Below are 12,260 nucleotides of genomic sequence, written 5' to 3'. Positions count from 1 at the left end.
GGCCGGCTTGGGCGAACCAAGTCGGCCTTTCGTTTTCAGAAATACTTCGGATAGGATCAAGAATAAGAACCCAATCGGCGGCTCCGTTTGGGGAAAGCGTTTTTCGGCACGCGGGTCAGGTTTGACAGGAACTGGCGTCCGCATTCGGCCCAGCTGTAGGTCAACGCCTTTTCCCGTGCCTTCTCCCGCGACATGTCCAACGCCTCGAGCGCGGCCTGCCCCAGGTCTGTGGAAAGCGCTCCACTGCCATCTCCCAGAATGTCGCGCGGTCCCGTCACCGGAAAGGCGGCAACAGGACATCCGCTCGCCAACGCCTCGAGAATGACGTTGCCGAAGGTATCGACGCGACTGGGGAAGACGAAGACATCCGCCGAGGCGTATATCGTTGCGAGGTCCACACCCATCTGCTTGCCGAGAAAATGCACGTCCGGATACTTCTGCTTGAGTCTCGCCAAATCGGGTCCATCGCCGACGATGACCTTGCTGCCGGGAAGATTGAGATCGAGAAAAGCCGGCAGGTTCTTTTCGACCGCGACACGGCCGACATTCAGGAAGATCGGCCTTGGCAACCAATCCTCGCGGCGACGCGACGGGTTGAAAAGATTAGTGTCAATGCCGCGCGTCCAGCGCTTGATATTGCGGAAACCCCGCGCCGCCATTTCCGTCCCGAGCGTCGCGGTCGCCACCATCATGCCATTGCCGGAATTGTGGAACTGGCGCAGCCACCAGTAACTCCAGCTTTCCGGTATAGGTAAGCGAGCACTAACGAATTCAGGGAAGCGGGTGTGATAACTGGTCGTGAACGGCAGGCCGCGCTGCAGGCAGATGCGGCGAGCGACAAGGCCGAGCGGACCTTCAGTCGCAATGTGGATGTAGTCGGGTTCGATTGCGTCGATTTCGTCAGCCACCTGCCGCCGGGTCGGCAAGGCAAGGCGGATGTCGGGATAAAACGGCAGGGGAATAGTCGCAAAGCGATCCGGCGTCAGGAAGTGGATCGTGCCACCCTGTTCCGCCACCGTGCGCGACAGTTCATCCAGCGTCCTGACGACACCATTGACCTGGGGATGCCAGGCATCGCTCACCACCAGAATCTTCGTATCCACATCCACCTCCGACGCCAGAAGACGCGATATCGCAGCCCGGTGCCTATGGATTTGATGAATCAGGCAGCGCGGGCTGTCCTGAGCGTCTTTGAACACGCGACGATGACATGCGGATGAAAGGCGGCGGGATAACCAGGCCGGCAATTACATGCCGATTTCGTGTGCCCAGGGCGGATTGGCGCCCGCGCGCGACACGGTCACGGCCGCGGCCTTCGCCCCAAGCGTGAGGGCGTCGCGAACGGCGTCCTGGCTGAGCGAGGCGACGGCTTGCTTGGTCAGGAGGCCGTTGAGCTTCAGCGAGGCGAGGATGCCGGCATCAAATGTGTCGCCAGCGCCGACCGTATCGACGACGGTGACGCTTTCACCCGGCACGGAAACCTTGCCGCGGACGGTAAAACCATCGGCGCCGTCCTTGCCCTTGGTTATGACCACCAGTTTCGGTCCACGTGTCAGCCACTTCGCAACCAGTTCGTCATGACTACCCGTCTCGCCGAACCAATCGAGGTCCTCGTCAGAGAACTTGATGATGTCCGACATCGCCGCCATGCGCAGCATGCGCGCCTTGTGGGCCTCAGCATCCTTGATAAATCCGGGGCGGATGTTGGGGTCGAAGGAGATGACGCGTTTTGCGTGCTCGCGCGCCATCAGCGCTTCATAGGTCGAGCCGCAAGGCTCGGGAATGAGGCTGATCGCGCCGAAATGCAGGGCTTCGCAGAAATCGCCAAGCGCCGGCAGGTGCTCATGCGTGATCATGCGACCGGCGGTATTCTCGTCGAAAAAGGCGTAGGTCGCCGAGCCGTTGACGAGCTTGACGAAGGCGAGTGTCGTGTGCAGCGAGAGCGTAGCGCAGGGGCCAAAATCGACATTGCTGCCTTTGAGCGTATCGCGCAGGATATCACCGAACATGTCGTCGGAAAGACCAGTGAAGAAGCCGGTCGAAATGCCGAGACGTCCAAGCGCAATCGCTGTGTTGAAGATCGCGCCACCGGCATAGGGGGCAAAGGCCGCCTCACCCGCCTGCGTCTGGCGCGGCAGCATATCGATCAGGGCTTCTCCGCAGCAAACGATCATGGCAGCACTTCCTCCCACACCAATATTTCAATCGATTTAATGTAAGCCTTGTGAAAAGGCCAGAGCCTTTTGAGCCCTCGCTTTTTAAGCCGTCGCTATCGCACTGACGCCGCCATTGCGGCCGGACCATTCGAGCGGTGCGTTGAGGAAGGCTTCGACCTCAGACAGCGTCTTCTCATCGAAAAGCTTCTGCTCCTTCGCCACTGCCAGCACGTTGCGCCAGGTGGCGATATTGTGCAGCGTCACGCCCTTGTCCTTCATCTGGCCACGGGCTTCCGGGAAGATGTCGTAGTAGAAGAGCGCGATACCATGATCGACAATGCCACCGGCCAGGCGGATCGCATCGATGAACTTGAACATCGAGCCGCCGGCAGTCGTCAGATCCTCGATGACCAGCACGCGCGCGCCTTCCGGCATAAGGCCTTCGATCTGCGCGTTGCGGCCGTGGCCCTTCGGCGCCTTGCGCACATAGATCATCGGCAGGGCAAGGCGCTCGGCAAGCATGGCGGCAAAGGGGATACCTGCGGTCTCTCCACCCGCGACAACATCGAACTGCTCGAAGCCGGCATCGCGAAGGATGGTGGCGGCGGCGAAGTCCATGACGGTGGAGCGAATGCGCGGATATGAAATCAGCTTGCGGCAATCGATATAGACAGGGCTCGCCATGCCCGAGGCAAGCTTGTACGGCTGGTCGGCGCGGAAATGCACCGCCTTGATTTCCCACAGCATCTTGGCGACGAGTTCGGCCATCACGGCCTTGTCGGTGAAGGATGTCTGGATCATCGGCGGGCTCCTGCAGCTTCGGCTTTTCGTTATCCGCGCATAGCAGGTCAGGGCTTTCAACGCCAGAAAAAGTGGCGCTGCGAGGGTTGCCGCGCCGGCATTTTTACCTCGTTTGATTGTCTTCCTGATTCTGGCCCTGCTGCTGGCAGAAGGTGAGCCGGTTGTTAAATGGATCGATCACCCCGACCTCAAAGCCGCAGGGCTGTTTTTCAAGTCCCGGCTTCATATAACGATAGTTCTTGGCGGCAAGCTCGGCCTGTAGTTTGGCAGCATTTTCGACCCGCACGAAGCAGCGTGCGCCGGGCGTCGCATCGCCCGCATGTTCGCTCAGGTGCAAAAGCATGTCTTCCCGGGAAACCTGGCAATAGAGCGGAAAATTATCGCCGAAGCGGTGCTCCCAATCGACCTCGAAACCGAGGAAACCGCAGTAGAACTCCATCGCCTTGTCGACGTCAAAAATGCGGAAGATCGGAATCGGCGGCAGGATGCCGATCCCCTCGCTCCCGACAGCGGCCGGCTTGTCGCCCGACTCTATTTTCGCAGCCAGAATATTCCACTGCTCGCAGCCGAACTGATCGGCAACGATCTCGAGGGCTTCGCTGTGGGAAAGGGGTGTATTGCGGTCGGCAAAGGCCTGCTTCAGCACCTTGGCCATCAGTTTCGCATCGCGAAAATCGCGCATCATTCATCCTCCGATAGTGGCAAACAGGAAGATCAGTGCCCGCTCTGCTGACCCGTTCGCCATCTACGCCAAAGGCAAGGATGAGGAGGGTAGACATGGATGCATTCACCATTCGCGCCAAGGCGCTGCGGGGCGGCTGGCCGCATCCGGCCAACGCCAGTGTTAGGCGAAATTTTTGTGGCGATCAAGCGGTCCCGGCAATGTGGATCATCGCACCCCAAAACTCCTAGTTCGCACCATCGCGAACGACATCCCAATGCAGCGGGAACATCGGATCAAAGACGGTAACCGTACCCGCCTCCGTCTCGATCTTGGCCGGGAAACTGACGACCTCCGCCTTCTTCTCCAGGGTCATCGTCTCTTCGTTCGGCGCGAGGCCATACCAGGCCGGACCATTCAGCGAGGTGAAGGCCTCCAGTCTGTCCAGTGCGTCCTCTTGTTCGAACACATGGGCAAGGCAGCTCATGGTGTTGATCGAGGTATAGATGCCGGCGCAGCCGCAGGCGCATTCCTTCAGCGGATCGACATGCGGAGCGCTGTCTGTTCCGAGGAAGAAACGGCTGTCGCCCGAGGTGGCAGCCGCACGCAACGCCAGCCGGTGGCTTTCGCGCTTGGCGACCGGCAGGCAGTAGTAATGCGGCCGGATGCCGCCAACGAGGATGGCGTTGCGGTTGATGATCAGGTGATGGGTGGTGATCGAGCCGGCAAGGTTCGCCTTCGACGCCTTGATATAGTCGATGCCGTCGCTGGTGGTGACGTGCTCCATCGTCACCTTCAGCTCCGGCAGGCGCTTGCGCAAGGGATCGAGCACGGTTTCGATAAAGACGGCTTCACGGTCGAAGATATCGACCTCCGGCGTCGTCACCTCGCCATGGACGCAAAGAGGCAGGCCGATCTTCGCCATGCGCTCCAGTACAGGCATGGCCTTGTCGATATCGCGCACACCGCCATGGGAGTTGGTCGTGGCACCAGCCGGGTAAAACTTGACGGCGGTGATCAGGCCGGACGTCTTGCCCTCTTCGACGTCGTCGGGGTTCGTGCCTTCGGTCAGATAGAGCGTCATCAGCGGCTCGAAGCGATCGCCGGGGGCAAGCGCGTCCATGATACGCTCGCGGTAAGCCCTCGCCTCGGCGGTCGTCACAACCGGCGGGACGAGATTTGGCATGATGATCGCACGGGCGAAGTCGCGGGCCGTATCGCCGATCACGCCCTTCAGCATGCCGCCGTCGCGCAGATGCAGATGCCAGTCATCGGGGCGGCGGATCGTCAGGCGGGACGCATTCATGAGGCTTCTCCGGGCGCTTGAAGCAATACGTCCATAAGGGACATTGCTCACTAAAATTGCTGCAGCAATCCAGAGGCGGCAAGCCGTCTCTGGCCGGAGGTTCCGATACCATCATAACGCGGCGGAAAACAATCGCAGAATGTGGCTTTCAGCCGGTCTCGAATATTTCCAGGGAAATATCGGCCTTGCGGGAGTTCTCGATGATCCGCCTGCCATTCGGCAGGTCGTTGCCATGAAGCTTCCAGTGAATGGCCGCTTCATCGAGACCATAATGGACCCACCGGGCGCGTAATCGCTCTTCCAGTACATCGGCGGAAGGCCCGACGAAGATCGAGAGATCGAAGATATCCGCAAGTCGCGACCAAGGCGTTTCATCGAGCAGCAGATAATTGCCCTCGACAAGGATGATCCGGGTTTCCACCGCAATGGCGCGAGCCGACGCGATTGCCAGTTCGCGATCCCGGTCGAAAACCGGCACCAGCACCTCTTCCCCACCCTTGCGGACGGCGCGCAGGATATCGTCGAAGGCCCGGACATCAAACGTTTCCGGGGCGCCCTTGCGCGGCAGCAGACCACGCGCTTCGAGAATGCCGTTGTCCATATGGAAGCCGTCCATCGGCAGGACCACGGAGCGTTCACCCCGCCGCAGAAGCTCGGCATCGAGCGCATCGGCAAGCGTGGACTTGCCGGCCCCGGGAGGGCCGGCAATGGCGACGAGCAAACGGCTGGCATCGCCTGCCTCTTCAAGAATGCGATCGGCGATGCCAGCCGGCGTCATGCTCATGCGGCAACCCTCATGCAGCCATAGCCTCCGGTGGCACCTTGGCGCCCGTCATGAAGGCGACGGCATCCGACATTGTGTAGTCCTTCGGATTGATGACGCAGAGCCGCTTGCCGAGCCGGTGGATATGGATGCGATCGGCAACCTCGAACACATGCGGCATGTTGTGCGAAATAAGCACGATCGGCAGGCCACGTCGGCGCACGTCGAGGATCAGTTCCAGAACCTTTCGCGATTCCTTGACGCCGAGCGCTGCCGTTGGTTCGTCCAGGATGATGACCTTCGAGCCAAAGGCTGCGGCACGCGCCACCGCCACCCCCTGACGTTGACCGCCGGAAAGCGTTTCCACCGCCTGATTGATGTTTTGAATGGTCATCAGGCCGAGTTCGGACAGCTTGTCGCGGGAAATCTTGTCCATCGCCGCATGATCGAGCATCCGAAAGATGCTGCCCAGCGGACCCGGTTTGCGGATTTCCCGTCCAAGAAACATATTGTCGGAAATCGACAGTGCCGGCGACAGCGCCAGGTTTTGATAGACGGTTTCGATCCCTGCCTTCCGGGCTTCGATCGGCGAGCGGAAGTTGACGATCTGACCGTCGAGCCTGATCTCTCCTTCGTCGGGGTGTATGGCTCCGGAGATCGCCTTGATGAGCGAGGATTTTCCGGCACCGTTGTCACCGATAACCGCCAGAATTTCGCCCTTGTAGAGATCGAAATCCGCGTTATCGAGGGCGGTGACCCGCCCGTAGCGCTTGACCAGACCACGCGCTGAGATGATGGGTTCGTTTGCCATTAACCCGCTACCTTTCTGATCCACTGATCGACCGCGACAGCCGAGATGATGAGCACGCCGACAGTCAGGAAGGTCCATTGCGGATCAGTCCCCCACAACCGCAGTCCAAGGGCGAATACGCCGACCGTCATGGCACCGAAAATCGTGCCGAGGATCGATCCGCGCCCGCCGAAAAGCGACGTTCCGCCGATCACCACGGCGGTGATGGATTCGATGTTGGCAAACTGTCCCGACTGCGGGCTGATGGAGCCGACACGCCCGATGAGAGCCCATCCGGCAATCCCGCAAATGACCCCGGCGAAGAGATAGACACTGATAAGCATCTTGGTGACGCTGACGCCGGCGAGCTTCGCGGCTTCAGGATCGTCGCCCACCGCGTAGACATGCCGACCCCATGCCGTTTTCGAAAGAATGTACCATAGCACGGCTGCCATGATCAGCAGCAGGACAACGCCGTAGGTAAACACAGCACTGCCGATCCTGAAGGAATGGCCGAGAAGCTGAAACAGCGGCGATGCAGCCTCGATGTCCTGGCTGCGAATTGTTTCGTTGTTGCCGTAGATATAAACCGTTGCGGAATAGATCTGCCACGTTCCGAGCGTGACGATGAAGGGCGGCAGCTTGATTTTTGCGACGAGGAAGCCGTTCAGCGCTCCCATCAAACCGCCGAACCCTATGCCGCACAAAATGGAAACGGGGGCCGGGATCCCGTATCGCATCGTGAACTGACCCATGATGACCGATGACAGCACCATGATCGCTCCAACGGACAGATCGATGCCGGCCGTCAGGACCACCAAAGTCTGCGCCAGCCCGACAATCCCGGTAATCGCGACCTGCTGCAAAATGAGGGTCAGAGCGAAAGCGGAGAAAAATTTGCCGCCAACCAAAGCACCGAAGAAGATGATGGACATTATCAGCACGATCAACGGCACCATCGCCGGACTGGAATGCAGAAAATGCTGGAATTTCATCATCAATGATTTTTCATTCGTATCGAATGAAGCCACTTGGCTGGAACTATCCGCAAGGACCGTCTCGAAGTCCGAGGATAGCTTAACGGTGGTACTTTGTTTGCTCATGAAACGTCCTCCCCTTTATCCAATGCTGGCAGTTGGCGTGCCGTACACGTGCTGGATTGATCCCGTCCCTTAAAGAGGACTGTTTTCAGCACAGTACGACATGATGTTGCCACTGCATAGAAAGGCGGCAGTTTGCCGCCTTTCCCAATCCGTCCAATCGGACATCTCTATCGCATCAGCCCCAGCACTTATCCGTGCCGGTTTTGGTATCGATCGATTCAACACCAGCCACAGGCTTGTCGGTCACCAATGAAACGCCGGTATCGAAAAAGTTCTTACCTTCGGTCGGCTTGGGCAATTCACCTGTGTCGGCGAACTTCTTGATCGCCTCGACGCCGAGAGCGGCCATCATCAGCGGATACTGCTGCGATGTCGCGCCAATGACGCCTTCAGCCACGTTTTTAACACCGGGGCAGCCGCCGTCGACGGAGACGATCAGCACGTCCTTTTCCTTGCCAACGGCCTTCAAGGCTTCATAGGCACCTGCTGCGGCAGGTTCGTTGATGGTGTAGACCACGTTCAGATCGGAATCCTTCTGAAGCAGGTTTTCAACGGCAGTTCGGGCGCCTTCTTCGCTGGCGTTGGAATATTCATTGCCGACGATGCGTGGATCATCCTCATCGCCGTTCTTCTTGACGTCCTTCACATCAATGCCGAAGCCTGTAAGGAAGCCCTGGTCACGCTGGACGTCCACGGATGGCTGCGACGCATTGATGTCGAGAAGCCCGATTTTGGCATCCTTCGCCTTGTCGCCGAGTGTCCCGGCCGCCCATTTGCCGATCAAGGTACCGGCCAGAAAATTGTCGGTCGCGAATGTCGCATCCGCGGATTCCGGCGGGTCGAGCTGCGTGTCCAGGGCAATGACGACAAGCCCGGCGTCTCTTGCCTTCTTTACTGTCGGAACGATGGCCTTGGTATCGGTGGCAACGAGCAGGATGCCCTTTGCGCCATCGGCAATGCAGGTTTCGATCGCCGCGACCTGGCTTTCATTGTCGCCTTCCGCCTTGCCGGCATAGGCCTTGAGCGTAACACCCAGTTCCTGGGCCTTTGCAGTCGCGCCTTCCTTCATCTTGACGAAGAACGGGTTGGACTCCGTCTTGGTGATCAGGCAGGCCGAAACGTCGGCTGCCTGCGCAGGGGCAGAAAATACGACGCCAAGCGCCAGCGCGCCGAGAGCGGCGGAAACAATAGTCTTCTTCATGAATATCCTCCCAAGGATGAAAAACAGTCCCGGCAAGCCGGCACGTCAGGCCGCATCGAGAACGGCACTCCTCTGCCCTCCAACGACGCTCCCGGCGAGCAAGAAACATCTAATTTTCGACCCTGTCAATAAATAAATCAAATTGAATTATTAAAAATATGTGCCATTCTCTGCGCGAAAATTGTGCATTCGGCTCGCATTTGATGCAGTTGGCTGGACAGGGAGGAAGGGCCAGGGCCGGCGAATGCCGGATGTCAAATTTTCCTGGGCATACGTAGCGGTTATACCGACCTACGGGATCGCACGCGCTTGCGGCACCGATATAGTCGCAGCACGTCGCAGGAGCATGAACCCGCCCAAAGAGCGGGGACGAACAATGCCGACGGAGGAGACAAGGGCATGACATTACCAGCCGAAGCGGGCGCTGCAGTGCCGGCGCCCGAGGTCATAGACCCCGGCGGCGGGGCAAACCTGACACGAGTCCGCGCCTATAATGAACGTCTCGTGATGTCACTCGTGCGTCTGCACGGCAGTCTGTCGAAGGCCGATATTGCAAGACGATCCGGCCTTTCTGCCCAGACGGTAACGGTGATCATGCGCGCTTTAGAGAAGGAAGGCCTTCTCATTCGTGGCGAACCCGTGCGCGGGCGCGTCGGCCAGCCATCCATCCCGATGCGTCTCAATCCCGAGGCTGTTTACTCCTATGGCGTCAAGATCGGCAGACGCAGCGCGGACCTGGTCCTGATGGATTTCGTCGGCAATATCCGTCTGCATTTGCATCGGGCATATGCCTATCCCATGCCAAATGATTTGCTGACCTCCATCACGGAGGGCATGCAGAAACTGGAAAAAATGCTGACGGATGAGCAGCGTCAGCGCATTGCAGGCGTCGGCATCGCCACCCCGTTCCAACTCTGGAACTGGGCTGAAGAAACCGGCGCCCCGAAGGAGAAAATGGACGCCTGGCGCGGCTACGATCTGCAAAAGCAAGTCGCTGCACGTACCCACCACCCTGTTTTCATGCAAAACGACGCCACCAGCGCCTGCGGCGCCGAACTCGTCTTCGGTGTCGGTTCGAGCTATCCGGATTTCGTCTATTTCTACATCGGTTCCTTCATCGGCGGCGGCATTGTTCTCAATTCCTCGCTGTTTTCCGGCAGGACAGGCACCGCGGGCGCTGTCGGCCCGCTTCAGGTCTCCGACAGGAACGGCAAGCCGCAGCAGCTTTTGAAGATCGCCTCGATCTTCGTGCTTGAGAACATGCTTCGAGATGCTGGCATCGATCCTAAACCTCTGTGGTATGCGGCCGACGAGTGGATCGATTTCGGTGAACCGCTGGAAAGCTGGATACAGCAGACGGCCGCCGCTCTGGCGCAGGCGATCGTCTCGGCTGTCTCGATCGTCGATTTCGGAGCCGCCGTGATCGACGGCGGATTTCCCGGCTGGGTCCGCGAACGCCTTGTTGCCGCTACGCGCAAGGCTGCGCAGGACCTTGACCTCGAAGGCGTGTTCCTGCCGGAGATCATCGAAGGCGCCGTCGGTCCTCACGCCCGCGCTATCGGCGGCGCCAGCTTGCCACTCTTTGCGCGTTATCTCACCGACACCAATGTGCTTTTCAAGGAGACCGCCTGATGCTCAAGGGACTGAACCCGCTTTTGAGCCCACAGCTTCTGGCCACTTTGAGGGCCATGGGCCACGGCGACGAAATCGCGCTGGTGGATGGGAACTACCCGGGCGAAGAACATGGCCGCCGCCTCATCCGGCTTGACGGCCATCCGCTGATCCCGGTTCTTGACGCGATCCTGAGCGTGCTGCCGATCGATGACTTCGTGCCTGCCGCCATTTTCCGGGCGACCGTCAAGCAGGATCTCGAGGCCCTCAATCCCGTCCATCAGGAGATCGTTGCCTGCTGCGCCCGCCACGAGCCGGGTCAGAAGGTGACGCCGCTTCTCGGCACTGATTTTTACCCCCGCGTTCGCGCCGCCCATACCGTGGTGCAAACGAGCGAAGCGCGGCTTTACGGCAATGTCATTTTGCGCAAAGGCGTGATTTATCCGTAAGAAAATACAAACATAAATCCCGCCGATTGCTCAGCGGGATTTATGGTTTTCATCGGCTTTGGATCAGGCGCGGCGGGCGTCGATCGACAGCGAACCGGCGCCGAAAGCTGCCAGAACCAGGAAACCGCCAGCCATTGCGAGGTTCTTCTGGAAGTTGATCAGCTGCATCTGGTCTGCAAAGTTGAAGTGAGCGATGAAAGCGGTCGCAACACAGAACAGCGCCAGGATGTAGGCAGCGATGCGGGTCTGGAAGCCGACGAGGATGGCGATGCCGCCGAGAAGCTCAACAAGGGCGACGACGACCGTCGTGATCATCGGCGCAGGAAGACCCATGCTGGCGAAATAGCCGGCGGTGCCGCCGAGTGCGGTGATCTTGCCGAAGCCGGCGAGGATGAAGATGATCGAAAGAAGGATGCGTCCGACGAGGACAATTGGGCTCTGCTGCATTGGGTCATGTCTCCGGTGGGGTTCGTTGTGACGCTAGATTTATCAGCAATCCCAAATTCTTCCAGCCGGCTGCCCGAAGACAGATTGTTCACGAATTGAAAACGATTGACCGAGGTTGTCAACGTGAATTGGTGTACTTGGAGAACGACGGCCCATAGCGTGACCTGAAAGCTTGCTTTCCTTCATTTCCTGTTGCAACGGGAAAAGACTATGGAAAATATTGTAAAGTCAACGGTCGCCCGCACGAGGAATTTGCATGAGTGAGATCAACAAGAGCCCCGCCTTCTGGCGTTCCTTTCCGATCTTCGAGGAATTCGACAAGGATACGATCGCATCGCTGGCTTTACTTGCCGCACATCGAAAATGGCTGGCGGGCACCGTGATCTTCCAGCGCGGTGACGAGGGCAACTATATGATTGCTGTCGTTTCCGGTCGCATCAAGCTTTCCCTGATCACACCGCAGGGTCGCGAGCTGCTGCTGCGGCATATTGAAGGCGGCGCGCTTTTCGGGGAAATGGCTGTTCTGGACGACCAGCCGCGCTCGGCGGACGCGACGGCGATCACTGCGACGGAAGGCTATGTCATCAGCAAGAAGGCCTTCATGGAGTTCATCACCCATCGTCCGGCGGCCGCCGAGGCCATCATGCGGTACCTCTGCACGCTGCTGCGCGACACCACGGAGCGGCTGGAAACCATTGCGCTCTACGATCTCAACGCACGCGTCGCCCGCTTCTTCCTCGCCACACTGCGCCAGATCCATGGCAACGAGCTGCCGGAAATCGCCAATCTGCGCCTGACGCTCAGCCAGTCGGATATTGCCGGTATTCTCGGCGCCAGCCGGCCTAAGGTGAACAGGGCTATTCTTGCGCTTGAGGAGAGCCACGCCATCAAACGGCATGAGGGCGTCATCGAATGCCATGTGGATCGCCTGCAACGGATTGCCGAACCCGATGAGGAATAATCCTTGAAAAG

General features: G+C 59.0%; 14 protein-coding genes. 4 read left to right on the top strand and 10 right to left on the bottom strand.

The window, feature by feature from the left end; genetic code table 11:
- Positions 1–56: 56 nt before the first annotated feature.
- The 4 genes from QO002_RS04730 to QO002_RS04715 all read right to left on the bottom strand — a co-directional run bounded on the left by QO002_RS04730 (position 57) and on the right by QO002_RS04715 (position 3,639).
- On the bottom strand, positions 57–1,103 hold the full coding sequence (locus QO002_RS04730) for a glycosyltransferase family 4 protein (protein WP_307227193.1): 1,047 nt from the start codon (positions 1,101–1,103) through the stop codon (positions 57–59).
- Between the two features lie 144 nt (positions 1,104–1,247).
- Positions 1,248–2,174: a carbohydrate kinase family protein gene (locus QO002_RS04725; protein ID WP_307227191.1), complete on the bottom strand. Its 927-nt coding sequence runs from the start codon at positions 2,172–2,174 to the stop codon at positions 1,248–1,250.
- 84 nt (positions 2,175–2,258) lie between these two features.
- Positions 2,259–2,957, bottom strand: a complete 699-nt coding sequence (locus tag QO002_RS04720) for an orotate phosphoribosyltransferase (RefSeq protein ID WP_307227189.1) — start codon at positions 2,955–2,957, stop codon at positions 2,259–2,261.
- 103 nt (positions 2,958–3,060) lie between these two features.
- Positions 3,061–3,639, bottom strand: coding sequence for a glyoxalase superfamily protein (locus QO002_RS04715; RefSeq protein WP_307233156.1), 579 nt, complete (start codon positions 3,637–3,639; stop codon positions 3,061–3,063).
- Positions 3,640–3,734: 95 nt separating this feature from the next.
- On the opposite strand from QO002_RS04715, the gene QO002_RS04710 reads away from it, so the two are divergent.
- Positions 3,735–3,869 (top strand): hypothetical protein, encoded by a 135-nt coding sequence (locus QO002_RS04710; protein WP_307227187.1) that lies wholly within the window; start codon positions 3,735–3,737, stop codon positions 3,867–3,869.
- On the opposite strand, the gene pyrC is transcribed toward QO002_RS04710, so the two are convergent.
- From pyrC to QO002_RS04685, 5 genes are all read right to left on the bottom strand, one after another.
- A complete protein-coding gene (gene pyrC / locus QO002_RS04705; RefSeq protein ID WP_307227185.1) occupies positions 3,866–4,924 on the bottom strand; it encodes a dihydroorotase in 1,059 nt (352 codons plus the stop codon). The genes QO002_RS04710 and pyrC overlap by 4 nt on opposite strands.
- Positions 4,925–5,072: 148 nt before the next feature.
- Positions 5,073–5,702, bottom strand: coding sequence for a nucleoside triphosphate hydrolase (locus QO002_RS04700; protein ID WP_370878539.1), 630 nt, complete (start codon positions 5,700–5,702; stop codon positions 5,073–5,075).
- A 16-nt stretch (positions 5,703–5,718) separates the two neighbouring features.
- A complete protein-coding gene (locus QO002_RS04695) occupies positions 5,719–6,498 on the bottom strand; it encodes an ATP-binding cassette domain-containing protein (protein WP_307227181.1) in 780 nt (259 codons plus the stop codon).
- Positions 6,498–7,580, bottom strand: a complete 1,083-nt coding sequence (locus QO002_RS04690; RefSeq protein ID WP_307227178.1) for an ABC transporter permease — start codon at positions 7,578–7,580, stop codon at positions 6,498–6,500. The genes QO002_RS04695 and QO002_RS04690 overlap by 1 nt, the downstream gene beginning before the upstream one ends.
- 175 nt (positions 7,581–7,755) lie before the next feature.
- Complete coding sequence (locus QO002_RS04685; protein WP_307227176.1) at positions 7,756–8,781, bottom strand: sugar ABC transporter substrate-binding protein; 1,026 nt, start codon at positions 8,779–8,781, stop codon at positions 7,756–7,758.
- A 399-nt stretch (positions 8,782–9,180) separates the two neighbouring features.
- Here QO002_RS04685 and QO002_RS04680 point away from each other — a divergent pair, with 399 nt between their 5' ends.
- Both QO002_RS04680 and QO002_RS04675 read left to right on the top strand, forming a co-directional pair.
- A complete protein-coding gene (locus QO002_RS04680) occupies positions 9,181–10,413 on the top strand; it encodes an ROK family transcriptional regulator (RefSeq protein ID WP_307227174.1) in 1,233 nt (410 codons plus the stop codon).
- Positions 10,413–10,841 (top strand): RbsD/FucU family protein, encoded by a 429-nt coding sequence (locus QO002_RS04675; RefSeq protein ID WP_307227172.1) that lies wholly within the window; start codon positions 10,413–10,415, stop codon positions 10,839–10,841. The genes QO002_RS04680 and QO002_RS04675 overlap by 1 nt, the downstream gene beginning before the upstream one ends.
- A 63-nt stretch (positions 10,842–10,904) precedes the next feature.
- Here the strand turns inward: QO002_RS04675 and QO002_RS04670 are convergent, their stop codons facing one another.
- Positions 10,905–11,288, bottom strand: coding sequence for a DoxX family protein (locus QO002_RS04670; RefSeq protein WP_307227170.1), 384 nt, complete (start codon positions 11,286–11,288; stop codon positions 10,905–10,907).
- Positions 11,289–11,544: 256 nt separating this feature from the next.
- Between QO002_RS04670 and QO002_RS04665 the strand changes: the two genes are divergently transcribed.
- Entirely contained in the window at positions 11,545–12,249 is a 705-nt protein-coding gene (locus QO002_RS04665; protein ID WP_307227168.1) for a Crp/Fnr family transcriptional regulator, read from the top strand.
- Positions 12,250–12,260 lie beyond the last annotated feature (11 nt).

Origin of the sequence: Pararhizobium capsulatum DSM 1112 (genome assembly GCF_030814475.1) — a bacterium.
Classification (GTDB): Bacteria; Pseudomonadota; Alphaproteobacteria; order Rhizobiales; family Rhizobiaceae; genus Pararhizobium; species Pararhizobium capsulatum.
Note: the sequence above shows the minus strand (reverse complement) of the source record. Positions and strands in the feature narration are given on the sequence as shown.

Bases quoted from the DNA above. Each gene is read 5' to 3' on its own strand.
- QO002_RS04695 (WP_307227181.1), bottom strand. From the start codon at position 6,498: ATGGCAAACGAACCCATCATCTCAGCGCGTGGTCTGGTCAAGCGCTAC.
- QO002_RS04680 (WP_307227174.1), top strand. From the start codon at position 9,181: ATGACATTACCAGCCGAAGCGGGCGCTGCAGTGCCGGCGCCCGAGGTC.
- QO002_RS04700 (WP_370878539.1), bottom strand. From the start codon at position 5,702: ATGACGCCGGCTGGCATCGCCGATCGCATTCTTGAAGAGGCAGGCGAT.
- QO002_RS04690 (WP_307227178.1), bottom strand. From the start codon at position 7,580: ATGAGCAAACAAAGTACCACCGTTAAGCTATCCTCGGACTTCGAGACG.
- QO002_RS04665 (WP_307227168.1), top strand. From the start codon at position 11,545: ATGAGTGAGATCAACAAGAGCCCCGCCTTCTGGCGTTCCTTTCCGATC.
- QO002_RS04725 (WP_307227191.1), bottom strand. From the start codon at position 2,174: ATGATCGTTTGCTGCGGAGAAGCCCTGATCGATATGCTGCCGCGCCAG.
- QO002_RS04720 (WP_307227189.1), bottom strand. From the start codon at position 2,957: ATGATCCAGACATCCTTCACCGACAAGGCCGTGATGGCCGAACTCGTC.
- QO002_RS04685 (WP_307227176.1), bottom strand. From the start codon at position 8,781: ATGAAGAAGACTATTGTTTCCGCCGCTCTCGGCGCGCTGGCGCTTGGC.
- QO002_RS04670 (WP_307227170.1), bottom strand. From the start codon at position 11,288: ATGCAGCAGAGCCCAATTGTCCTCGTCGGACGCATCCTTCTTTCGATC.
- pyrC (WP_307227185.1), bottom strand. From the start codon at position 4,924: ATGAATGCGTCCCGCCTGACGATCCGCCGCCCCGATGACTGGCATCTG.
- QO002_RS04715 (WP_307233156.1), bottom strand. From the start codon at position 3,639: ATGCGCGATTTTCGCGATGCGAAACTGATGGCCAAGGTGCTGAAGCAG.
- QO002_RS04675 (WP_307227172.1), top strand. From the start codon at position 10,413: ATGCTCAAGGGACTGAACCCGCTTTTGAGCCCACAGCTTCTGGCCACT.
- QO002_RS04710 (WP_307227187.1), top strand. From the start codon at position 3,735: ATGGATGCATTCACCATTCGCGCCAAGGCGCTGCGGGGCGGCTGGCCG.